The sequence below is a fragment of the Streptomyces sp. NPDC086554 genome, from assembly GCF_040686095.1.
GTDB lineage: Bacteria > Actinomycetota > Actinomycetes > Streptomycetales > Streptomycetaceae > Streptomyces.
Window position 1 is genome coordinate 161,752 of the sequence record NZ_JBFBJK010000008.1, and the last position, 22,546, is coordinate 184,297.

Annotated in this window: 21 protein-coding genes; 13 read left to right on the forward strand and 8 right to left on the reverse strand. The window is 69.5% G+C overall.

Going from position 1 to position 22,546, the window contains the following annotated elements:
- Positions 1-9: 9 nt before the first annotated feature.
- From AB0O76_RS15390 to AB0O76_RS15435, 10 genes are all read left to right on the forward strand, one after another.
- A complete protein-coding gene (locus tag AB0O76_RS15390; RefSeq protein ID WP_365490199.1) occupies positions 10-1,116 on the forward strand; it encodes a hypothetical protein in 1,107 nt (368 codons plus the stop codon).
- Between the two features lie 1,053 nt (positions 1,117-2,169).
- A complete protein-coding gene (locus tag AB0O76_RS15395) occupies positions 2,170-3,432 on the forward strand; it encodes a M20 family metallopeptidase (RefSeq protein ID WP_365490202.1) in 1,263 nt (420 codons plus the stop codon).
- A 192-nt stretch (positions 3,433-3,624) separates the two neighbouring features.
- On the forward strand, positions 3,625-4,707 hold the full coding sequence (locus tag AB0O76_RS15400; protein ID WP_365490671.1) for a BMP family ABC transporter substrate-binding protein: 1,083 nt from the start codon (positions 3,625-3,627) through the stop codon (positions 4,705-4,707).
- 240 nt (positions 4,708-4,947) lie between these two features.
- Entirely contained in the window at positions 4,948-6,003 is a 1,056-nt protein-coding gene (locus AB0O76_RS15405) for a BMP family ABC transporter substrate-binding protein (protein WP_365490204.1), read from the forward strand.
- A gap of 194 nt (positions 6,004-6,197) precedes the next feature.
- On the forward strand, positions 6,198-7,808 hold the full coding sequence (locus AB0O76_RS15410) for an ABC transporter ATP-binding protein (protein WP_365490674.1): 1,611 nt from the start codon (positions 6,198-6,200) through the stop codon (positions 7,806-7,808).
- A complete protein-coding gene (locus AB0O76_RS15415; protein WP_365490206.1) occupies positions 7,805-8,956 on the forward strand; it encodes an ABC transporter permease in 1,152 nt (383 codons plus the stop codon). The genes AB0O76_RS15410 and AB0O76_RS15415 overlap by 4 nt, the downstream gene beginning before the upstream one ends.
- Positions 8,953-10,215 carry an ABC transporter permease gene (locus tag AB0O76_RS15420; protein ID WP_365490208.1) on the forward strand — a complete coding sequence of 421 codons (1,263 nt, stop codon included), beginning with the start codon at positions 8,953-8,955 and terminating at the stop codon, positions 10,213-10,215. Before AB0O76_RS15415 ends, AB0O76_RS15420 begins: the two co-directional genes overlap by 4 nt.
- Entirely contained in the window at positions 10,212-10,601 is a 390-nt protein-coding gene (locus tag AB0O76_RS15425) for a cytidine deaminase (protein WP_365490210.1), read from the forward strand. Before AB0O76_RS15420 ends, AB0O76_RS15425 begins: the two co-directional genes overlap by 4 nt.
- A 123-nt stretch (positions 10,602-10,724) precedes the next feature.
- On the forward strand, positions 10,725-12,002 hold the full coding sequence (locus AB0O76_RS15430; RefSeq protein WP_365490213.1) for a thymidine phosphorylase: 1,278 nt from the start codon (positions 10,725-10,727) through the stop codon (positions 12,000-12,002).
- Positions 12,003-12,067: 65 nt separating this feature from the next.
- Positions 12,068-12,463, forward strand: coding sequence for an STAS domain-containing protein (locus tag AB0O76_RS15435; RefSeq protein WP_365490216.1), 396 nt, complete (start codon positions 12,068-12,070; stop codon positions 12,461-12,463).
- Here AB0O76_RS15435 and AB0O76_RS15440 read toward each other — a convergent pair.
- Together AB0O76_RS15440 and AB0O76_RS15445 are read right to left on the reverse strand one after the other, a co-directional pair.
- Positions 12,347-13,357, reverse strand: coding sequence for a sigma-70 family RNA polymerase sigma factor (locus AB0O76_RS15440; protein ID WP_365490219.1), 1,011 nt, complete (start codon positions 13,355-13,357; stop codon positions 12,347-12,349). The two genes, AB0O76_RS15435 and AB0O76_RS15440, sit on opposite strands and share 117 nt — an antisense overlap.
- Before the next feature lie 132 nt (positions 13,358-13,489).
- Positions 13,490-14,797 (reverse strand): MFS transporter, encoded by a 1,308-nt coding sequence (locus AB0O76_RS15445; protein ID WP_365490222.1) that lies wholly within the window; start codon positions 14,795-14,797, stop codon positions 13,490-13,492.
- 62 nt (positions 14,798-14,859) lie between these two features.
- On the opposite strand from AB0O76_RS15445, the gene AB0O76_RS15450 reads away from it, so the two are divergent.
- Positions 14,860-15,873, forward strand: a complete 1,014-nt coding sequence (locus tag AB0O76_RS15450) for a LysR family transcriptional regulator (RefSeq protein ID WP_365490225.1) — start codon at positions 14,860-14,862, stop codon at positions 15,871-15,873.
- A 59-nt stretch (positions 15,874-15,932) separates the two neighbouring features.
- Here AB0O76_RS15450 and AB0O76_RS15455 read toward each other — a convergent pair whose 3' ends face one another.
- Positions 15,933-16,697, reverse strand: a complete 765-nt coding sequence (locus tag AB0O76_RS15455) for an alpha/beta hydrolase (RefSeq protein WP_365490228.1) — start codon at positions 16,695-16,697, stop codon at positions 15,933-15,935.
- A gap of 114 nt (positions 16,698-16,811) precedes the next feature.
- Between AB0O76_RS15455 and AB0O76_RS15460 the strand changes: the two genes are divergently transcribed.
- Positions 16,812-17,981, forward strand: coding sequence for an adenosine deaminase (locus AB0O76_RS15460; protein WP_365490231.1), 1,170 nt, complete (start codon positions 16,812-16,814; stop codon positions 17,979-17,981).
- Between the two features lie 143 nt (positions 17,982-18,124).
- Positions 18,125-18,574, forward strand: a complete 450-nt coding sequence (locus AB0O76_RS15465; RefSeq protein ID WP_365490234.1) for an ATP-binding protein — start codon at positions 18,125-18,127, stop codon at positions 18,572-18,574.
- A gap of 80 nt (positions 18,575-18,654) precedes the next feature.
- On the opposite strand, the gene AB0O76_RS15470 is transcribed toward AB0O76_RS15465, so the two are convergent.
- The 5 genes from AB0O76_RS15470 to afsQ1 all read right to left on the reverse strand — a co-directional run bounded on the left by AB0O76_RS15470 (position 18,655) and on the right by afsQ1 (position 22,500).
- Entirely contained in the window at positions 18,655-18,858 is a 204-nt protein-coding gene (locus tag AB0O76_RS15470; RefSeq protein ID WP_365490237.1) for a PspC domain-containing protein, read from the reverse strand.
- A gap of 99 nt (positions 18,859-18,957) precedes the next feature.
- Positions 18,958-19,506 (reverse strand): VanZ family protein, encoded by a 549-nt coding sequence (locus AB0O76_RS15475; RefSeq protein WP_365490240.1) that lies wholly within the window; start codon positions 19,504-19,506, stop codon positions 18,958-18,960.
- A gap of 128 nt (positions 19,507-19,634) precedes the next feature.
- Complete coding sequence (locus tag AB0O76_RS15480; protein ID WP_365490243.1) at positions 19,635-20,237, reverse strand: hypothetical protein; 603 nt, start codon at positions 20,235-20,237, stop codon at positions 19,635-19,637.
- The gene (locus tag AB0O76_RS15485; RefSeq protein WP_365490246.1) at positions 20,234-21,826 is read right to left on the reverse strand and encodes a HAMP domain-containing sensor histidine kinase; all 1,593 of its coding nucleotides are present in this window, start codon (positions 21,824-21,826) and stop codon (positions 20,234-20,236) included. The genes AB0O76_RS15480 and AB0O76_RS15485 overlap by 4 nt, the downstream gene beginning before the upstream one ends.
- Positions 21,823-22,500 (reverse strand): two-component system response regulator AfsQ1, encoded by a 678-nt coding sequence (gene afsQ1, locus AB0O76_RS15490; protein WP_360777099.1) that lies wholly within the window; start codon positions 22,498-22,500, stop codon positions 21,823-21,825. The genes AB0O76_RS15485 and afsQ1 overlap by 4 nt, the downstream gene beginning before the upstream one ends.
- Positions 22,501-22,546 lie beyond the last annotated feature (46 nt).

Genomic DNA, 22,546 nt, shown 5'->3' on the forward strand with positions numbered 1-22,546 from the left:
CATACGACGATGAGCCCCCGACCCGGGCCGATGGCCCCCACCGCTGCGGCGCCCACCACGCTGGCGTTCGTAGAGAGCCCTGTGCAGCTCCTCAACGTCCTCGAGTGGGCGCATACGGCGGGTGCGACCGGCCCGGCCGGGGGACTCACCGTCGTCGTCCTCTCCCCGAACGACCCCATGACCCGCGGCCAGTTGCGCCGCATGGCCCAACTCGCCCGCGACGAGGGCCTCAACGTCCGCTGGGAGGAGGCGCGCGGCGGCCCGGCCGCACCCTTCCACACGATCGGCGGCCTGACGGGCGCGCTGCGATCGGCGGACCGGATAGTGATCGGCGACCCGTTCTCGCGCTACGTACAACTGCTCCTGACGATCACGCGGGCGCGCTCGCTGGTCGTCGTGGACGACGGCACAGCCACGATGGAGTTCATCTCCCAACTGGCCGCCGGTGAACGGCTTGTGCGCTGGCACCGCCGTGGCGGCCGTCCCGGCGTACGAGACCTGGCCTTCACCCCGATCTCTGCCTCGGCGCGCCGCCGCCTGACGCCGGGCGGCAAGCGCACGGTGGAGGTCTTCTCCTCGATGCCGATAGACGCGGCGCCGGCGGGGGTCGTCATCACGGCGAACACCTTCTCCTGGACCCGTGAACGCTTCGGCCCGCCGCGGGTGTCGAAGGGCGCGGACCTGGTCGGCACGTCCCTCGTGGAGACGGGCGTGGTGGACCCGGACCGCTACTTGGAAGCGGTCCGCTCCTTGGCCCGCGCACACGGCGCAACACGCTACTTCGCACACCGCCGCGAAAGCTCCGAGAAACTCCACCGCCTGGCGGTGGAGACGGGCCTGCAGGTGGTCCGCCCGGACCTCCCCCTGGAACTGATCGCCCGCCGGGGCCCGATCGGCCGCACGATCCTGAGCTTCCCCTCGACGGTGGTCCACACGCTTCCCCTAGCCCTGGCGGGTACGGAGGTCAGGGTCGCGGTCTGCGACATCGACCCGGCCTGGCTGACGGAAAACGCGTCGCCACGGGCCCAGGGCTTCCTCTCCGGTGTCACGGGAACGGCCCGCGACGTCCACCGCCTGGCTTCGATGGCTTCGGCGGGAGCTACGGCTACGGTGTGACGCCCGGCGTTGTGTTCGTACCGGGGCCGCCCGGTTGTCCCGAGAGTGGCGGTTCCGGGCTGGGTGTAAAGGGCGCTCCGCTGCGCTGCGCGTCGGCTGCGCCGATTGCGCTTCGCTTCACCCTTGACACCCAGCCCTCCACCGCGAGAAGCGTGATGACCGGGCGGCCCTGGAAGCGGGGCTCACGGGGACTGGGGGTTGGGTCATCCGGCTTCACGGCCGGGTGCGGACTAGTTCGTTTCACGTGCCGTCCGTCCGGCTGGAGGGGTGCGCGGTCGGCTCGGGGATGGGTGCCAGTCTCGTCAAGCGTGTGCGGACCGGATCTTCTGGGGCGGGCGGGCGTCAGAGGCGCAACTGACCGCACCCGACGGCCAGTTACTCCGCAGTGGCGGACTGGTCAGGGGGGTGTGGGGGACCTACTTTGGCAAAGTTGCGTTTCGAATTCCGCGCGCCCCCCTTGTGCCAGAACACAACTTTCCCAAAGTAGGTCCCGGACCCCCGCACTCGTGACGCGAGACGGTCACCTCGGAGGGTCCGGACGATCCGGTCGGTAGACGCTTGACGAAGCCGGGACCCATCCCCGGAGCGGCCGCGCGCCCCGCCTGCGATGCGGCGCGCTGCTCCGAACCAGTCCGCACCCGGCCGCGAAGCCGGGTGGCCCGCCGGGTGGTCCCCGTGAGCCCCGCTTCCAGGGCCGCCCGGTCATCTCCTCCGTGCGGTGGAGGGGTGGGTGTCAAGGGTGAAGCGAAGCGGAATCGGCGAAGCCGACGCGACGAAGGAGCGCCCTTGACTCCCGGCCCGGAACCGCCAACCTCCGGCCAACCGGGCGGCCCCGGTACGAACACAACGCCGGGTCACCCCCGAACCCAGGCAGACCAGGTCGTCGCCGCGCGGAGGCTCGCGGTCCGCTCGAGAAGCGGTGGAGTTTACCCAGCTCAACCAGGAGCCATGCGCCACGCGGCCACTTTTTCTTACCCTATCGGGCTGAACTTTTGTTGATCGTGGGTCAGTTGGCCCCTGCCTCGCCCTACCCTTCAAAGGGTGAACCAACTGATGTCACGAGAGTCCGAGGCCGATCTGCCCGGGGAAGCAGGCGGCGTCGCCGGGGAAGCCATGCTCCCCGGTGCGCTTCCCGACGATCTGCGTGCCGAACTCATTGCCTTCCGACGCGACTTGCACATGCACCCGGAGCTCGGCAACCAGGAGTTCCGTACCACCGCCGCCCTCAAGGCCCGGCTCGAACTCGCGGGTCTCAAGCCCCGCGTACTCGACATCGGTACGGGACTCGTATGTGACATCGGTATTGAACAGATCGGTGAGCGGGAGAGCGGCGGCGCGCGGTCCATGCTCGCCCTGCGTGCCGACATCGACGCGCTGCCCATCCCTGACACCAAGCTCGGTTCCCCGTATCGGTCCACCGTGCCCGATCGCGCCCATGCCTGCGGGCACGACGTGCACACCACCGTGGTCCTCGGGGCAGGTCTCGTCCTCGCCGAGCTGGCGAAGCAAGGTCAACTGCCGTGTCCTGTACGGCTGATCTTCCAGCCTGCGGAGGAAGTCCTGCCGGGTGGTGCGCCCGATGCCATCGAGTCGGGCGTGCTCGAAGGGGTCGGGCGGATCATCGGCGTGCACTGTGATCCCCGGGTCGACGCGGGGCGGATCGGGCTGCGGCACGGCGCCATCACCTCCGCCTGCGATCGGTTGGAGGTCTCGCTCGACGGGGCGGGGGGTCACACCGCCCGGCCGCACCTCACCACCGATCTCGTCACCGCCGCCGCCAAGATCGTGACGGACGTACCGGCGCTTGTCGCTCGTCGGATCGACGCCCGGTCCGGTCTTGCCGTGACCTGGGGGCGGATCGAGTCCGGGCATGCCTGCAACGTCATCCCGCAGCATGCGGAGCTGTCCGGGACCGTCCGGTGTCTGGATCTGAAAGCCTGGCGGCAGGCGCCCGATCTCGTGCACGGCGCCATCCAGGAGATCGCCGATCTCTACCGCGCCAAGTCCGAGGTGAATTACATCCGCGGTGTCCCGCCCGTCGTCAACGACCCTGATGTGACCGACCTGTTGAGGGACGCCATGGAGCAGCGGCGCGGGACGCACTCCGTGGAGGACACCGAACAGAGCCTGGGGGGAGAGGACTTCAGCTGGTATCTGGAGCACGTGCCCGGCGCCATGGCCCGCCTCGGCGTCCGTACGCCCGGCGAGCGCACCGTCCGCGATCTCCATCAAGGCGACTTCGACGCGGACGAGTCGGCGATCACGGTGGGCGTCGAGCTCTTCACCGCCGCCGCGCTCCTCGACGCGGCGCGGTAGCCGAGGGCCGCCGCGGGCCCGCTATGGGCCGGTTGCGCCGGGCCCGTTCATCCGGACGTAACCGGCCCTCGGCACGAATAGGTAACGGCAGTGCGAAACCCCGTTCCCCTCCCTTTCTACGCGCGTTACTGTGCGCCGCAATCAGCGCCGTCAACGGCGCGTCGGGGAACGTAAGGGGTGCGTCCTATGCGTTTGCGTCGTGGATCAAGGATTTCCCAACTGGCCGTCGTCGTGGCGTCTTTCGCCCTCGCGGCATCGGCATGCGGCAAGACCAGCAACGAGGCCTCGGAGGACGACGGGGGCGACACCAAGAGTGGCTCGTCCTCGGAATACAAGGGCAAGGGCATAGGTCTTGCCTACGACATCGGCGGCCAGGGCGACCAGTCGTTCAACGACGCGGCGTACTCCGGCTACACGAAGGCCCGCAAGGACTTCAAGATCGGCGGCGTGGACATGGAGCCGGGCGACGGCGAGTCCAGTGCCGACAAGACCCAGCGCCTTGAACAGCTCGCGCGGCAGGGCTACAACCCCGTCATCGGCGTCGGGTTCGTCTACGCGCCCGCCGTGAAGGAAGCCGCCAAGAAGTTTCCCAAGGTTACGTTTGGGATCATCGATGACAACACGGTGAAGGCCGACAATGTCGCCGATCTTGTGTTCCACGAGGAACAGGGGTCCTATCTCGCCGGTGTCGCCGCCGCCAAGGCGACCAAGGTCGATCACGTCGGATTCATCGGCGGTGTGGACATCAACCTCATCCACAAGTTCGAAGCCGGCTTCGTGCAGGGCGTGAAGTCCGTCGACCCGAAGATCAAGATCGAGAAGCGGTATCTGACGGAGAAGCCCGAGGAGGGCGGCTTCGCAAGCCCCGACAAGGGGCAGAACGCGGCGAGCGGCCAGATCGAGGCGGGCGCCGATGTGCTGTACCACGCGGCGGGGCTCTCGGGGCAGGGCGTGATCCAGGAGGCCGGCTCGCAGAAGGTGTGGGCGATCGGTGTCGACTCCGACCAGTACAAGCAGAAGGCCCTCGCCAAGTACAAGGACTACATCCTCGGGTCCGCCCTCAAGGACGTCGGCGGCGCCGTGTACGACCTGACGAAGTCGGTCGTCGAGGGCAAGCCGATGCATGGCGAGCAGCGCTACGACCTGAAGTCGGGACGTGTCGGGTTCGCCGACTCGAATCCGAAGTACACGGCGATGAAGGACGTGGTCGCCGCCGTGGAGAAGGCCAAGAAGGACATCGTCGACGGCAAGGTCACCGTCGAGACCGTCCCGTAACCCGCGGACGGTACGAAGGGCAGGGAGCCCCGCAGGCCGGAGCGGCCGGGGAACCCTGCCCTTTGTCATGCCGCCGCAACGCCCTGTGCATGGCCCCGCAACCTCGCGGCCACAGCTCGATAACGGACGGGACAGAAGGGTTCTTATGTCAGGTCTACGCGCGTTACGCTGCGGCGAAATCAGCGCCAGGTGAGGCGCTCGTACGTGCTTGTGCTTGCTTGTACAAAGGAGTTCCTCTCTATGCGCCGGGTTTCCAAGATCGCAGCCGCGAGCGTCGCGACCGCCGCCCTCGCCCTCTCCGCCACCGCCTGCGGCGGCACGTCCAGCGACGCCGCCGGCTCCAAGAGCGACGGCAAGGGCAAGGGCGTAGCCATCGCGTACGACGTCGGCGGCAAGGGCGACCAGTCCTTCAACGACGCCGCGACCGCCGGCATGGACAAGGCCGCCAAGGACCTGAAGGTCGGCTCCAAGGCTGTCGAGCCGACCGACGGCGAGGGCGACGCGGACAAGGCGCAGCGCCTCACCGAGCTGGCCAAGCAGGGCTACAACCCGGTGATCGGCATCGGCTACGCGTACGCGCCCGCCGTGAAGGAGGTCGCCGAGCAGTTCCCGAAGGTCACCTTCGGCATCGTCGACGACGAGACCATCAAGGCGGACAACGTCTCCGACCTGGTCTTCAACGAGGAGCAGTCCTCGTACCTGGCGGGCGTCGCTGCGGCCAAGGCCACCAAGACCAAGACCGTCGGCTTCATCGGCGGCGTGAACAACAACCTGATCCGCAAGTTCGAGGCCGGTTTCGTCCAGGGCGTCCAGGCCACCGACAAGTCGGTCAAGATCAAGCGCCAGTTCCTCACCGAGAAGGCCGAGGACGGCGGCTTCTCCAGCCCGGACAAGGGCAAGGAAGGCGCCAGCGGCCAGATCGAGGACGGCGCCGACGTGGTCTACCACGCGGCCGGCCTCTCGGGTCAGGGCGTCATCGAGGCCGCCGCCGCCAAGAAGGTGTGGGCGATCGGTGTCGACTCCGACCAGTACAAGCAGAAGGCCCTGGCCAAGTACAAGAAGTACATCCTGACGTCGGCGACCAAGGACGTCGCAGGGGCGGTGTACAACCTGACCAAGTCGGTCCAGGATGGCAACGCCAAGGGCGGCGTGGTCCGTGCGGACCTGAAGTCCGGCGGCGTCGCGCTCGCCGACTCGAACCCCGAGTTCAAGAAGATGAAGGACCTGCAGGCCGAGCTGAAGAAGGCCGAGCAGGGCATCATCAGCGGCAAGATCAAGGTCAAGATCACGCTGTAACAACAGACCGCGCTGCCACAGCAGCCCGCGCTGTTACAGCGAAGTCACTGCCGCGGAACGGGGTGTGGGGGACGATGGTTCCCCCGCGCCCCGTTCGCGCGGCCGACACCTCAACTCCCGTTGAACCAGGGGCGCTACGCGCGTAGGTGGCCCCTTTCCTTAAGACTCCCGAGGACTCCCGAGGAGAGTGCGCCATCGACGCGTCCACTAGTCCCGACAAGGGCAAGACCACCGCCCAGGCCGCTGCCGTCGAGCTCGTCGGCATCACCAAGCGCTTCCCGGGTGTCGTGGCCAACCATGACATCCGCCTGAGTGTCCGCAAGGGCACCGTGCACGCCCTCGTCGGCGAGAACGGCGCGGGCAAGTCGACCCTGATGAAGATCCTCTACGGCATGCAGAAGCCGGACGAGGGCACCATCACGGTCGACGGCGAACAGGTCAGTTTCGGCAGCCCCGCCGACGCCATCGTGCGCGGCATCGGCATGGTGCACCAGCACTTCATGCTCGCCGACCAGCTGACCGTCCTGGAGAACATCGTTCTCGGCAGCGAGAAGCTGCACGGCATCGGCGGCGCGGCCCGCCGCAAGATCGTAGAGATATCCGAGCGGTACGGCCTCGGGGTGCGCCCCGACGCGATGGTCGAGGACCTCGGTGTCGCCGACCGGCAGCGCGTGGAGATCCTCAAGGTCCTCTACCGCGGCGCCACCACGCTGATCCTCGACGAGCCCACGGCCGTGCTCGTGCCGCAGGAGGTCGACGCGCTCTTCGACAACCTGCGCGAGCTGAAGTCCGAGGGCCTGTCCGTCATCTTCATCTCCCACAAGCTGGGCGAGGTCCTCTCCGTCGCCGACGACATCACCGTCATCCGGCGCGGTACGACGGTGGGCACGGCGATCCCGTCCGAGACGACGCCGCGCCAGCTCGCCGAGCTGATGGTCGGCAGCGAACTGCCCACCCCCGAGACCGCCGAGTCGACGGTCACCGACCGCCCGATGATCCAGGTCGAGAGCCTCAAGCTGCTCGCCGACGGCGAATCGGGCCGCGCGCTGCTCGACGACATCTCCTTCACCATCCACGAGGGCGAGGTCCTCGGCCTCGCGGGCGTCGAGGGCAACGGCCAGACCGAGCTGATCGACGCGCTCATCGGCCTCAAGCACGCCGACTCCGGAGTGATCCGGATGGCCGGCCAGGACATCACCGCCGAACCGACGCGCAAGCGCCGCGAGGACGGCATCGGGTACATCCCCGAGGACCGCCACCGCCACGGCCTCCTCCTGGAGTCGCCGCTGTGGGAGAACCGCATCCTCGGCCACGTCACCGAAAAGCCCAATACTCGCGGCAAACTGGGATTCTGGCTCGACCCCAAGGGCGCCCAGGCCGACACCCGTCGCATCGTCGAGGCGTACGACGTCCGTACGCCCGGCATCGACGTCACCGCGGCCTCCCTCTCCGGCGGCAACCAGCAGAAGCTGATCGTCGGCCGCGAGATGAGCCACAAGCCGCGCTTCCTGATCGCCGCCCACCCCACCCGCGGTGTGGACGTCGGCGCGCAGGCCCAGATCTGGGACCAGATCCGCGAGGCGCGGCGTGAGGGACTCGCCGTACTCCTGATCTCGGCGGACCTCGACGAGCTGATCGGCCTCTCCGACACCCTCCGCGTGATCTACCGCGGACGGCTCGTCGCGGACGCCGATCCGGCCACCATCACGCCGGAGGAGCTGGGTTCGGCGATGACCGGTGCCGCGTCGGGCCACCTGGAACACATAGAAGAAGGCCCCGAAGTGCCGGAGGACGAGGCCCGATGAAGAAGTTCGACAAGGAGCGCGTGCTCCTCGCGGTGGCCGGACCGGTCATCGCGCTCATCGCGGCCGTGGCGCTGACCTCGGTCGTGCTGCTCGCGTCGGGCAAGAGCCCGATCGAGCCGTACACCCTGATGTTCGAGCAGGCCACCTTCTCCGACATTCAGGTCCTGATCATCAACCAGGCCGGCATGTACTACCTGGCCGCGCTCGCGGTCGCCGTCGGCTTCCGGATGAACCTCTTCAACATCGGTGTGGACGGCCAGTACCGCCTCGCCGCGATGGCCACGGCGGTCGTCGGAGCGCATGTCGCCCTCCCCGCGCCCCTCCAGATCCCGCTCCTCATCCTGGTCGCCATGCTCACCGGCGCCTTCTGGGCGGGCATCGCGGGCATCCTCAAGACCACCCGCGGGGTCAGCGAGGTCGTCGCGACGATCATGCTCAACGCCATCGCGACGAGTGTCATCGGCTACCTGACCCTCACCGAGAACTTCGGCGTCCCGGTCGGCAACAACCAGACCACCGGCGAGATGTCCAAGTCCGGCTGGTTCCCCGGCATCGACATGGGCGACTCCGGCGAGATCTACGGCTTCGTCGTCATTGCCGCACTCGCCGGCGTCCTGTACTGGCTGATCCTCAACCGCACCCGTTTCGGCTTCGACCTGCGCGCCACCGGCGCCTCCGAGTCGGCCGCCGCGGCCTCCGGTGTGAACGCCAAGCGCATGGTGCTCAGCGCCATGCTGATCTCCGGTGCGGTCGCGGGCCTCGCGGGCATGCCGATCCTGCTCGGCGACGTCCACACCTACAGCCTCAGCTTCCCCACAGGACTCGGCTTCACCGGCATCACCATCGCCCTGCTCGGCCGCAACAACCCGGTCGGCATCGCCTTCGCCGCGCTGCTCATCGCCTTCCTCGACAAGGCGTCGCCCGCTCTCGACTACGCCACTCCGGTCGCGTACGACAAGGAGATCGCGGTGATCATGCAGGGCCTCATCGTGATCGCGGTCGTCGTCTCCTACGAGGCCGTACGCCGCTGGGGGCTCCGCCGCCAGCAGCAGCGCGTCGGTGAGGAACTGGCCGCAGCAGCCCGCGCCAAGGGCAAGGGCAAGGGCAACGGAAACAACGACACCGTGAAGGAGGTGGCTGCCCGATGAGCTCGGCAACCGTAGCCAAGCCCCCGGCCAAGCAGCCCGCGCCGGGCCGCCGCCGCATCTCGCTCCCCATACTCCTGCTGGTCATCGCGGGTGTGCTCGTCCTGACGTCCGTGGTCCGCATGATCACCGACGCCGACGGCATCACCTCCACCGGCCAGATGTCCACGGCCCTGCGCCTTGCGGTGCCGATCGGCCTCGCGGGCCTCGGCGGCCTCTGGGCCGAGCGCGCGGGCGTCGTCAACATCGGCCTTGAGGGCATGCTCATCCTCGGCACCTGGTTCGGCGCGTTCGCCGGCTACCAGTGGGGCCCGTGGGTCGGCATCCTCTTCGGCATCCTCGGCGGCGCGCTCGGCGGTCTGCTGCACGCGATCGTCACGGTCACCTTCAACGTCAACCACATCGTCTCCGGTGTGGCCCTCAACATCCTCGCCCTGGGCGCGACGCGCTACCTCTCCACCTTCGCCTTCGAGGGCAAGGAGGGCGGTACGTCCAAGCAGTCGCCGCCCGTCGAATCGCTCGGCAGCTTCTCCGTGCCGGGCCTCTCCGACTGGCTGCAGGACCTCAACGAGAAGCACTGGTTCCTGGTCTCCGACCTCGCGGGCCTGCTCGGCGGCCTGTTCACCGACCTCTCGCCGCTCACCGTCATCGCCGTCGCGATGGTGCCGCTGAGCTGGTGGGTCCTGTGGCGTACGTCGTTCGGCCTGCGCCTGCGGTCCTGCGGCGAGAACCCGGTGGCCGCCGAGTCCCTCGGCGTGAACGTCTACAAGTACAAGTACCTTGCCGTGATCATCTCGGGTGGTCTGGCGGGCCTGGGCGGCGCGTTCCTGTCCCTGGTCGCCTCGAACATCTACCTCGAAGGCCAGACCGGCGGCCGCGGCTACATCGGCCTCGCCGCGATGATCTTCGGCAACTGGATGCCGGGCGGACTCGCGCTCGGCGCCGGCCTGTTCGGTTACACCGACAGCCTGAAGCTCCGGGGCGGCGGCACGAACGTCCACGCCCTGCTCCTGCTGCTCGCGATCCTGCTGGTCATCGGCGCGATCTACCTCGTCTGGCGCAAGCGCTACATCCCCGCGGTGATCACCGCGGCCGTCTCGGCGCTGATGTTCGCGTGGTACGGCTTGACCGACGAGGTGCCCAACCAGGTTGTCACCGCGACGCCGTACGTCGTCACGCTGCTCGTGCTCTCGCTCTCCGCCCAGCGCCTGCGGATGCCGAAGGCGGACGGCCAGCCCTACCGAAAGGGACAAGGAACGTGACCGAGACCGACTGGGACGCGCTGCGGGATGCTGCGCGCGAGGCCATGTCCCGTGCGTACGCGCCCTACTCAGGCTTCCCGGTCGGTGCCGCGGCCCTCGTGGACGACGGCCGCACGGTGTCGGGCTGCAACGTGGAGAACGCGTCGTACGGCCTCGGCCTGTGCGCGGAGTGCGGCCTGGTGTCGCAGCTCCAACTCACCGGTGGCGGCCGTCTGACGCACTTCACGTGCGTGGACGGCAAGGGCGAGATCCTGATGCCGTGCGGCCGCTGCCGCCAGCTGCTCTACGAGTTCGGCGGCGCGACGCTCCTCCTGGAGACGGCCGCAGGTGTCCGGACCCTGGGGGAGATGCTGCCGGACCCGTTCGGCCCGCAGCACCTCAACTGACATACGGCCCCTGCCTGTTGCCCGACGGCGGGCGGGGGCCGTCTTCACTCGGTGACTCTATGCGCGTAGAGTCACTCAATCTCAAGCTCACGCTCACCGTTTTAGGCGCAAAGGGGTTATGCCATGGACGTCATCTCTGTCATCCGTACGAAGCGGGACCGCGGTGAATTGAGCGACGAGCAGATCGACTGGGTCATCGACGCGTACACGCGAGGCGTGGTCGCCGATGAGCAGATGTCGGCTCTCGCCATGGCGATCCTCCTGAACGGCATGAACCGCCGCGAGATCGCCCGCTGGACGGCCGCGATGATCGCGAGCGGCGAGCGCATGGACTTCTCGTCCCTCTCCCGCCCGACGTCGGACAAGCACTCCACCGGCGGCGTCGGCGACAAGATCACGCTGCCGCTCGCGCCGCTGGTCGCGGCGTGCGGCGCGGCGGTCCCGCAGCTGTCGGGCCGGGGCCTCGGCCACACCGGCGGCACCTTGGACAAGCTGGAGTCGATCCCCGGCTGGCGCGCCCTCCTCTCGAACGAGGAGATGCTCTCGGTCCTGGACGGCGTGGGTTCCGTGATCTGCGCGGCGGGCGACGGCCTCGCCCCGGCGGACAAGAAGCTGTACGCGCTGCGGGACGTGACGGGCACGGTGGAAGCAATCCCCCTGATCGCCTCCTCCATCATGTCGAAGAAGATCGCCGAGGGTACGGGCTCGCTGGTCCTGGACGTGAAGGTGGGCACAGGCGCCTTCATGAAGAACCTCTCCGACGCCCGCGAACTGGCCTCGACGATGGTCGAGTTGGGCACCGACAGCGGCGTACGCACGGTCGCTCTGCTCACGGACATGTCCACGCCGCTCGGCCTGACGGCGGGCAACGCGCTTGAGGTCCGCGAGTCGGTGGAGGTCCTCGCGGGCGGCGGCCCCTCGGACGTCGTCGACCTGACCCTCGCGCTCGCGCGGGAGATGCTGGACGCGGCGGGGCTGCCGGACGCGGACCCGGCGAAGGCCCTCGCCGACGGTTCGGCGATGGACGTATGGCGCCGGATGATCGCGGCTCAGGGCGGCGACCCGGACGCCACTCTCCCCGTGGCCCGGGAGACGCACGTCGTGACGGCACCGTCGTCGGGCGTCCTGACCCGACTCGACGCGTACGAGGTCGGCGTCGCGGCGTGGCGTCTGGGCGCAGGGCGTGCGCGCAAGGAGGACGTGGTGCAGGCGGGCGCGGGCGTTGAACTGCACGCCAAGCCGGGCGCGACGGTGCGGGCGGGCGAGCCTTTGCTGACCCTCCACACGGACACTCCGGAGCGCTTCGAGTACGCGTTGCAGGCGCTGACAGGGGCGTACGACATCGCGGCTGCGGGCACGGAGTTCACCCCGTCGCCGATCGTCCTGGACCGCATCGCGTAGCCCCACCCTCAGACCCCGGCCGGGCTGGATACGTCCAGCCCGGCCGCCGTCATTCAGCCCTACCGATGAGTTCCGGCGCCCCGCACGGTCATCCCAACGTGAACCCGAAGACGCCGCCGGACCTCACCCTCACCGGCACCCTCGACCGAGAGGCCACGCAGCGCCTCTGCGAGGAAGTCCGCGCCACGCTGCAAGCGACCGACGCGGACGTCCTCGTATGCGACGTGGCCGACCTCGGCCCACCCGTCCTCGCCGCAATAGACGCCCTCGCCCGCCTGCAGCTCACCGCCCGCCGCGCAGGCGGCAGGATCCGGCTGCGGAATCCGGCCCCGGACCTGCGCGAGCTACTGCACCTCGTCGGGCTCCCCATTGAGATCGAGATGGGCCGGCGCACCGAAGAGCGGGAACCACCGCGGCGTGTCCAGGAAGCAGTGGAAGCCCGCGATCCGCCCCTCGCCTGAGATCTCGATGACCTGGATCGCCCACGGCATGAACCCGCCCTTGTCGGGATCGGGCTTGTACTGGGCGAAGCCCGGTGTGCCGTTGACGTCGACCGGGAGCAGCCTGCCGTTCGCACACGTCGCGCCCATCGTGGACATGAAGCCCGTGATGTCCGACGTGCCCCGCAGCCACAGGTCGAACGGGGGCATCGTCATGATGGCGTCTTCGTGCAGCAGTGCCGTCAGCGCCGCCATGTCGTAGCCCTCGAAGGCGGCGACGTACCGCTCGAGGAGCTTCTGCTGCTCGTCGTCCAGGGGATCGGATACGGCGGTGTCGTCGGCAGGCCCCTCGGCCAGCGTCGCCCGCGCCCGCTGCAGCGCGCTGTTGACGGAGGCCACCGAGGTGTCGAGGAGCTCGGCGGCCTCGCTGGCCTTCCACGCGAGGACCTCACGCAGGATCAGCACCGCCCGCTGCTTGGGCGGCAGTTGCTGCAGGGCGGCGACGAAGGCGAGGCGCACCGACTCCTTGGCCACGGCGGCCTCGGCCGGATCGCTGACGGACGGCAGCATCCGCGCGTCCGGCATCGGCTCCAGCCACACATTGTCCGGGCGGGGCGTCAGCGCGGCCTGGGCCAGCGGGGCCGCCGCGGTGAGGTCCATGGGGCGCGCGCGGCGGTTGCCCGCGTTCAGCATGTCCAGGCAGACGTTCGTCGCGATGCGGTACAGCCAGGAGCGGATGCTGGAGCGCCCCTCGAACTTCTCGAAGCTGCGCCAGGCGCGCACCATCGTGTCCTGCACCGCGTCCTCGGCCTCGAAGGACGAGCCCAGCATGCGATAGCAGTACCCGGTCAGCTCGACCCGGTGCTTCTCCAGCGTGACGTCCAGTTCCGACGTCGTTCCTGCGGTTCCACTCATAACCGACCCACCCCTGCGGCTGCCACGAAAGTCCCAGCACTCCGTAAGCTACCGAAGCCCACTGACAACGGCCCCCGGAGTGGGAAAACCCGCAGGTGGGAGGGCTCCTCTGAGGGGTCCTTCACGGGGCGCTCAGTGCGCCGCCACGAGCCCCCGGCGCTCCTGGGCCCGGCGTTCCTGCGCCCGCGCCGCGTGCGATCCCCAGAGGGTGATCGAGACGACGCCGGACACCGCGAGGAGCCCCAGGGCCACCGTCCCGGCCCAGCCGCCCGTGTGGAAGGCGATCGCGCCGAGCGTGCCGCCCGCGCTGGAGCCCAGGTAGTACGCGGACTGGTAGAGCGCCGAAGCCTGCGCCCGGCCCGTGGTGGCCGTACGGCTCACGGACGAGGAGGCGACGGCGTGCCCCGCGAAGAAGCCCGCGGTGATCAGGACGAGACCGAGCAGGACCATGACGATCGAGTCGGAGAGGGAGAGCAGCAGCCCGCCCGCCGTCGTGCTCACCGCCAGGTACAGCGCCCCGCGCCGGCCGAGCCGGGCGACCAGCTTCCCTGCGGCGGCCGACGAGACCGTACCGACGAGATAGACGAGGAAGATCGAGCCGATGATGCCCTGGGGCAGCGAGAACGGCGCATCGGTGAGGCGGTAGCCGATCACCGTGTAGACCGCGCCGAACACGGTCATGAACAGCGCGCCGATCGCGTACAGCCTGCAGAGCAGCGGGTTCGAGAGGTGCGAACGGATCGTCCTGCCAAGGGCCTTGGGGTTGAGCGAGCCCGGCGTGAAGTGGCGCGGCGCGGGCAGCAGCGCGCGGAAGGCGAGCGCGCACAGCACGGCGATGACGCCGACGACGGCGAGCGCCCAGCGCCAGCCCCAGGCCTGCGCGACCCAGCCGGTGATGATGCGCCCGCTCATGCCGCCGATGGAGTTGCCCGCCACGAACATGCCGATCGCGGCGACCAGCGCCTTGGGCCGCACCTCCTCCGCGAGGAAGGCCATCGCGGAAGCCGGGAGCCCGGCGAGCGCCGCGCCCTGGACGGCCCGCAGCGCGATGAGTGCGCCGATGGACGGCGCGAAGGGAATGAGCAGTCCCACGGTCACCGCGACCGTCAGGGAGACCGTCATGAGGGTCCGCCGCCCGAAGCGCTCGCTGAGCGCGCTCAGGGGCAGCACGAAGAGGGCCAGTGCGCCCGTGGCCGCCGAGACCGTCCAGCTCGCCGTGCTCGCGCTGACGCCGAAGTCGGCGGAGACGAGGGGGAGCAGCGCCTGCGTGGAGTAGAGGAGGGCGAAGGTCGCGATACCCGCGAGGAAGAGGGCGAAGCTCATCCGGCGGTAGCCGGGGCCGCCGGGGGTGAGGCGCGTGTCGGTGGAATCGGTGGCAGGGGACGACGGGGTGAGGGCGACCGCGTGGGTGGCGGACGCCCCGCTACTGGCAGGAGGCATGTGTCGAACGTAGGCACCGGCCACTCATCCGTCCAATGCATGAACTGGCCATAATCGATCCCATGGTGCATGAGAGCAGTTCAGCGGGTCGTCTGTCGCAGAGTAGTTACGCAAAGGACATCGGAAGGAGCGGCGGCCGGGAGGCGGCGGTGCCGCCCGCCGAGCTCACGCCGGGCTCCTGGTCGGCCCTGCTCTCACCGCGGCTCGCGTACTTCGCGGGGGTCGCCCGCACCGAACACGTCACGCGGGCCGCGCAGGAGATGCAGGTGCCGCAGTCCACCCTCTCCCGTGCGCTGGTACGTCTCGAACAGGACCTGGGGGTCGACCTGTTCGCCCGGCACGGCCGTACGGTGTCGCTCACTCCGGCGGGGCGTACCTTCCTCGCCTCGGTCGAGCGGGCGCTCGGGGAGGTGGAGCGGGCCGCGGAGTCCGTGCGGGCGGACGCGGACCCGGCGTCGGGCAAGGTGGCCTTCGGGTTCCTCCACACGATGGGGTCGGAGACCGTGCCCGGCCTGATCCGGGCCTTCCGCGCGGACCATCCGCGGATCCGGTTCAGCCTCGTCCAGAACTACGGGGAGGCGATGATCGAGCGGCTGCGGGCGGGCGATCTTGACCTCTGCCTCACCTCACCCGTACCGGACGCCCCGGATCTCGTGGCCCGCCGCCTGGACGAGCAGCGGCTGCACCTCGTAGTGCCCGATGATCACCGCCTCGCTGCCCGCAAGCGCGTCCGCCTCTCGGAAGCGGCGGACGAGGCGTTCGTGACCCTGGAGCCCGGCTACGGCCTGCGCCGCATCACGGACGACCTCTGCCAGGAGGCGGGCTTCAAGCCGCGGGTGGCATTCGAGGGCGAGGAGGCGGAGACCCTGCGGGGCCTGGTGGCAGCGGGCCTTGGCGTAGCCCTCCTGCCCCCACCGGCCGTCCCCCGCCCGGGAGTTGTGGAGCTGACGGTGACGGGCCAGCGTGCGGTACGAGAGATCGGCGTGGCCTGGCTGGACGGCCACCCGGACACGCCGCCGGTGGCGGCGTTCAAAAAGTTCCTGCTGAGCCGGAGGGGGAGGCTGTTGCCGGAGTAGATGCCGGGCGATCGGGTGGGTGGGCGGGAAAGATCCGCCGCGAAGCGGCGGGCTCGAATTCAATGCCGCAACGACGCCCCGAAGCCTGCAGCCAACGGCATGCGTAGACCCAGCGGCGGCGGAGCCGCCAAGGCGTCCTCCAGGGGGCGCGCGTATGCGTGGCCGAAGAGGGAGCCGAGGACGAAGTCCGATGCCAGGGCCAGGACCTCGGCCTGGTGCTGATGCAACCGGTGCCCGTCCGAGTGGACTTCGAACCGGCAGACATCCCGGTTCGCCTTCTTCGCCCGCCCCGCAAACCGGAACGAAAGCTCAGGATCGGTCCGCTCATCGTTCGTGCCGTGCACGATGAGCACCCGCCGCCCCGCCAGCTGCTTCACCGGTTCGGGTGACGCCGCGACATCGTCCTCGGGGAGCCAAGGGGCCAGCGCGAGGACGGAGTTCACCGCGTCGTGCCCGCAGGACCGCAGCGCCGCCCGCCCGCCCATGTCCACGCCGACCAGGCAGATGGACACGTCGCCGTAGCGGCGGATGATCTCGTCCGCGGCCCAACTCGCGTCGGCAGCGAGCTCCGCCTGCGCGCCGTTCCACCCGCGGTAGCGATACCGCACGAGGTGCACCGCGAGCCCCTCGTCCCGCCCGTCACGGGCCAGCCTGCGGCCGAGCGCGCGCACCACGCTCGCGGCGATCGGGGGCGGTTTGCGGGCCGAGGTCTCGTGGCCGCCGGGAAGCAGCAGCACCGCGCCGCTGACCGCCGAAGGCCGCGTACCGATCACGCGTCCGAGCCTGGCCTCGCGCGCGGAATCGGGCGTCGCTTGCTGTGCCATGACAGAACAGTGTCAGAAGCGATGGTGTACGCCACCCGTCCGCGGGGTCACTGTTGCGTATCGACCCGTGAGATCCACCCGGCGATCTACGCGCGTAGGCGCTAGAGTGCCGAGATGACGAGCCAGACCACCAAAGCCGGTCAGACGGACCGCGAAACACCCAGCGCCGAACAGATCCGCCGCGCCCCCAAGGTGCTCCTCCACGACCACCTGGACGGCGGCCTGCGCCCCGGCACGATCGTCGACCTCGCCCGCGAGGCGGGGTACGAGTCGCTGCCCGAGACCGACCCCGACAAGCTGGGGATCTGGTTCCGGGAGGCCGCCGACTCCGGTTCGCTGCCGCGCTACCTGGAGACCTTCGCCCACACCTGCGCCGTGATGCAGACGAAGGACGCCCTCAAGCGTGTGGCCGCCGAGTGCGCCGAGGACCTCGCCGAGGACGGCGTCGTCTACGCCGAGATCCGCTACGCCCCCGAGCAGCACCTGGAGCAGGGCCTCACCCTCGAAGAGGTCGTCGAGGCCGTCAACGAAGGCTTCCGGGAGGGCGAGCGGCGCGCGAAGGCCAACGGCCACCGCATCCGCGTGGGCGCGCTCCTGACCGCGATGCGGCACGCCGCCCGCGCCCTGGAGATCGCCGAACTCGCCAACCGCTACCGCGATCTGGGCGTCGTCGGCTTCGACATCGCGGGCGCCGAGGCGGGCTTCCCGCCCACCCGTCACCTCGACGCGTTCGAGTACCTCAAGCGCGAGAACAACCACTTCACCATCCACGCCGGCGAGGCTTTCGGCCTGCCCTCCATCTGGCAGGCCCTGCAGTGGTGCGGCGCCGACCGCCTCGGCCACGGCGTGCGGATCATCGACGACATCCAGATCGCCGACGACGGCACCGTGAAGCTCGGCCGCCTCGCCAGCTACGTACGCGACAAGCGCATCCCCCTGGAGATGTGCCCCAGCTCCAACCTCCAGACGGGCGCCGCGACCTCCTACGCCGAGCACCCCATCGGGCTGCTCCGCAAGCTGCACTTCCGGGCGACGGTGAACACCGACAACCGCCTCATGTCCGGCACCAGTATGAGCCGTGAATTCGACCACCTGGTCGATGCTTTCGGCTACACGCTCGACGACATGCAGTGGTTCACAGTCAATGCGATGAAATCAGCGTTCATTCCTTTCGATGAACGCCTAGCGATGATCAATGACGTGATCAAGCCCGGTTATGCCGAGCTGAAGTCCGAATGGCTGTTCCGTCAGACCGCTTCGACCAGCGCTTCTGTCGGGTCCTAGCAGTAATTCGAGCATTGTGGGCGCGGCCGGGAACATTAATTCCCGGCCGCGCTTTTCGCCGTTTCGCTGTTTGCAGACCGCCGCTTCACATGTTTACGGTCTTGGGCCGCTCAAAAGTCCCCGTCATCAAGGACGCATTGAAGATGAAGCAGTCTGCTGCCAAGACCCTCGGTGTCGCCGCTCTCGGTGCCGCCTTCGCCGCCGCCGGCGCGGGTGCCGCCAACGCCGCCCCGTCGGTGCCGGACGCCACGGCCGCCCTCGGCTCCGCCACCTCGACGCTGCCCGTCGGCCAGGCCACCGAGACCCTGCCCGCCGGTGGCCCGCACGCCGTGGCCGCCGGCCAGCACGCGCTCGGCACCGCCATGCAGGCCACCGCGCCGACCATGAACCAGCTCGCCAACGGCGGCCAGCGCGCCAAGAGCGAGGTTCAGCCCCAGGCTGAGGCCCTGCCGACCGCCGCCCTGCCGACCGCCGCCGAGCCGACCGCCGCCAAGCCGACCGCCGCCAACCCGCTCTCGGGCCTGCTCGGCGGCCTGCCGGTCGCGGGCCCGTCCACCTCGGGCCTGCCGGTGCAGGGTCTGCCGATTGGCTGACCCTCGCGCACATCCGCGTACGCCGATGGGGCGCACCCTTTCGCAAGGGTGCGCCCCATCGGCGTACGTATACAGGCCTCTCACCAGGCTGCCTGCTGGGTCTTGCCCTCCGAGGGGAGCAGCACCCACAGCGCTATGTAGAGGAGGAACTGCGGTCCGGGCAGCAGGCAGGAGAGGACGAAGATCACGCGCATCGTCGTCGCCGACGTGCCGAAGCGCTTGGCGAGGGCGGCACACACTCCGCCGATCATCCGGCCGTTCGTGGGGCGGGCAAGGGCGGTCATGGTGGCTCCTTCGTGAACCGTCGGTGTGCGGGCTATGAGGTCCGGGGGCGTTTCCCCGATGACTCAAAGCTACGTTCACGAAGCGGGCAAAGCGTCGCTCTACGGTGCGATACCGACCCTGGGAATCGTCGGGGTCGCACCCTGAGAAGCGTCCTCCCGCAGGAGGGCGGCCCGGTCCACCAGATCAGTACGGCGGCGGAGCCTGGCCCTGACGGCCGGCACCACGGCGAGATGCGCGAGGGCCACTCCCACGGTGTTCAGGAGCAGCGAGTCGATGTCGACGACCTGTCCCGGCACCCCGGTCTGCAGCAGTTCGATGCCCAGCGAGAGCAGTGCTCCCGCCGCGATCGTGCGGACCAGCGAACCCAGCGGCGACACATGGACCCGCCCGCCGGCGAGCGGAAGGAGCACACCGAGCGGCGCAAGGAGCAGCAGGCTGCCGCCTATCTGCCGGGCGGCCTGCAGGGGACCGAGCGCCAGATCCGCCTTGATGCCGGCGAACGGCTGCAGATTCGCCGCGCTGACCCAGGGCACGTCCAGTGGACGCAGCGTGAACCAGCCGACGAGCAGAAGGTGCGCGACGAGGAGGAATCCTCCCGCCGCGCGGAAGCGGATGGCGGCCCCGTGGCCGCCCGAGCCTTGACGCACGTCCCCCTAGACGCGCCGAGCGGCAGGATCGGTTCCGCGTATCTCATCCCGGTACGGGGCGCTGTCCTGATCGCACGCGGTGGCTGTCTCAATCGCGGGTGATGTGACGCTCCGCCGTCACTTGGGGGTCACTTCAGCGTCTCCGTCGGCGGTGCCTCCGTGCCGGGGCGCTGCCTGACGGCCTGCGTGCATTCGTAGCGGCGCAGCGGGGCGTCGCCGGGGCCACCCAGGATCACCGAGCCCTCGCCTGCCGCCGCCGCGCTGTCCGCGTAGGTGCACACGATCTGTGCGAGGGCGAAGGCCGACAGGTCCTCCGGCGGCGTGCTGAACCGCAGCGCGTCGTCCGGATCCCCCTCGCGGGGACCGCTGACGACCGTGCCGCCGCGTACGTCCGTGGCGAAGCCCGCCTGCTTCTCCGGGTCCGACGGTGGCTGCGCCAGCTCGTCGAGGAGCGCCTGCGCGATGCGTACGCGGTCGGTCGTCGCCTTTTCGGTGGGGATCCGCACCGTGCGGTCGACGGTCACCAGCTGTGCCGCGCACACCAGGAAGACCTGCACCGGGACGCCGCTCGACGACTGCGACGCGATGCTCGACCCGGACATCACACACGGCACCCGCGAGGGCCCCGGGCCGAAGTCGGTCGGCACCTCCGTCGACCGGATGCCGCACCCGGCGAGCGTCGCGGTCAGCGCGGCGGCAAGGAGCGCGGCCCGCAGCCGTCGCCGGTTCATCGCTTCTCTCCCTTGCCCGCAACGTCCGCGCCCTTGCCGGTGTCGTCGGTGTCGTCGTCCGGTTCTTCCTCCACCAGCGGCCTGGGATCGCGCGGCAGCCACAGCGTGAACACCGCGCCGCCCTTGGGGGAGTTGGCGGCCGTGATCTCGCCGCCGTGGATGTGCGCGTTCTCCAGGGCGATGGAGAGCCCGAGCCCGCTGCCCTCCGAACGCGGCCTCGACGCGCTCGCCTTGTAGAAGCGGTCGAAGACATGCGGCAGTACGTCCTCGGGGATGCCGGGGCCCCCGTCGCGCACCGCGATGACCAGCTTCTCGCCCGCGAGCCGCACCGACACCTTCACCGGGGAGCCGCCGTGCTTGAGGGCGTTGCCGATGAGGTTGGCCAGGATCACGTCGAGGCGGCGCGGGTCGAGCCGCACCGTGATGCCGCGCTCCGCGTCCAGTTCGACCGCGTCGAGCCAGGCGCGGGCGTCGATGCACGCCGTGATCTGGTCGGCGATGTCGACGTCGTCCAGGACGAGCCGGGCCGTGCCCGCGTCGAAGCGGGTGACCTCCATCAGGTTCTCCACCAGGTCGTTGAGCCGGCGGGTCTCGCTGACGACGAGCCGCACCGCGGGCTCGATCATCGGGTCGACGGACCCGGTCTCCGCGTCCAGCTCCTCTTCCAGGACCTCCGTCACCGCGGTGATCGCGGTCAGCGGCGTCCGCAGCTCGTGCGACATGTCGGCGACGAAGCGGCGCGAGGCCTCGTCACGGGCGCTCATGTCGTCGACCTTCTTCTCCAGGCTCTCCGCGGTCCGGTTGAACGTCCGTGACAGATCGGCCAGTTCATCCGTGCCCGACACCCTCAGGCGGGTGTCGAGCTTGCCCTCGCCGAGCCGCCGCGCGGCCACGCCGAGCCGGTGCACCGGCTTGAGCACGGTGGTCGCCGCGGCCTGCGCGAGCAGCGCGGAACCGATCAGCGCGAGCCCCGTGGCGATCGCGAGCGACCAGCCGAGCGAACTGAGGTCCTTCGCCTCCGGTTCAAGGGACTTGAGCATGTAACCGGTGGGCCCGCCGCCGATGACCTTCGCGCCGCCCACCAGGTACGGGGTGCCGTCGTCGACGGTCCGCTGCCAATACAGGTGGTACGGGCTCTTGTTGCTGGAGGTGAGCGGCTGCTCTTTGTTCACCGTCACCCGCAGCGACTTGGGAACGTCGGCGAGCGTGAAGGCGTCCAGGTCGGAGTAGCCGACGACGGTGTCACCGTCGCCGTTCTCACCGATCAGCAGCACGCTGTAGCGCTGGCTGCTGTTCGCCATCGCCCCGGCGGCCTGCTGCAGTTCGTCCTGCGTCGGACGGGGCGGCAGCGCGCCCGCGCGGGTCTGCATCTCCTGCTGGAAGTCCTTCAGCGCCGCGTCCTGCGCACGGGTCAGTACCGCCTCGCGGTTCAGCCAGTACGCGATTCCGGACGCCGAGACGGCGGCGGTCAGCGCCACCAGGCCGAACACCACGACGAGCCGGAGCCGCAGGCTCGTGAAACGCAGCCCCGCCAGTATCGCCTTGCGCGCCGCGGCCCAACCGCGGAGCCTGTCCTGCGGTTTGGTCACTGAGGAGTGTCCAGCCGGTAGCCGACCCCACGCACCGTACGGATCAGTGTCGGAGAGGACGGGACGTCCTCCACCTTCGCGCGAAGCCGCTGCACACACGCGTCGACGAGTCGGGAGTCCCCGAGGTAGTCGTGCTCCCACACCAGACGCAGCAACTGCTGCCGCGACAGGGCCTGTCCGGGCCTGCGGCTCAGCTCCAGGAGCAGCCGCAGCTCGGTCGGCGTGAGCTGCAGATCCTCGCCGTTCTTCGTCACGGTCATCGCGGCGCGGTCGATGACGAGCGAACCGAACGTCGCCGCGTCATTGGCCTCGCGCTCACCACGCCGGAGCACCGCACGGATCCGGGCGTCGAGCACCCGTCCCTGCACGGGTTTCACGACATAGTCGTCGGCGCCGGACTCGAGCCCGACCACCACGTCGATGTCGTCACTGCGCGCGGTAAGGAGGATGATCGGCAACTGGTCGGTGCGCCGGATGCGACGGCACACCTCGAACCCGTCGATGCCCGGCAGCATCACATCCAGCACGATCAGGTCCGGCCGCTGCTCTGCGAGCAGTTTCAGGCCGTCCTCGCCGGTGGCAGCAGTAGCCACCCGATGCCCTTGGCGAGTGAGCGAAAGCTCAAGGGCTGTACGGATGGCGTCGTCGTCCTCGATCAGCAACAGGGAAGGCACGGACGTCATTCTGTCCCATGGTGCGGCCACAGTTCGACTGTTGGGA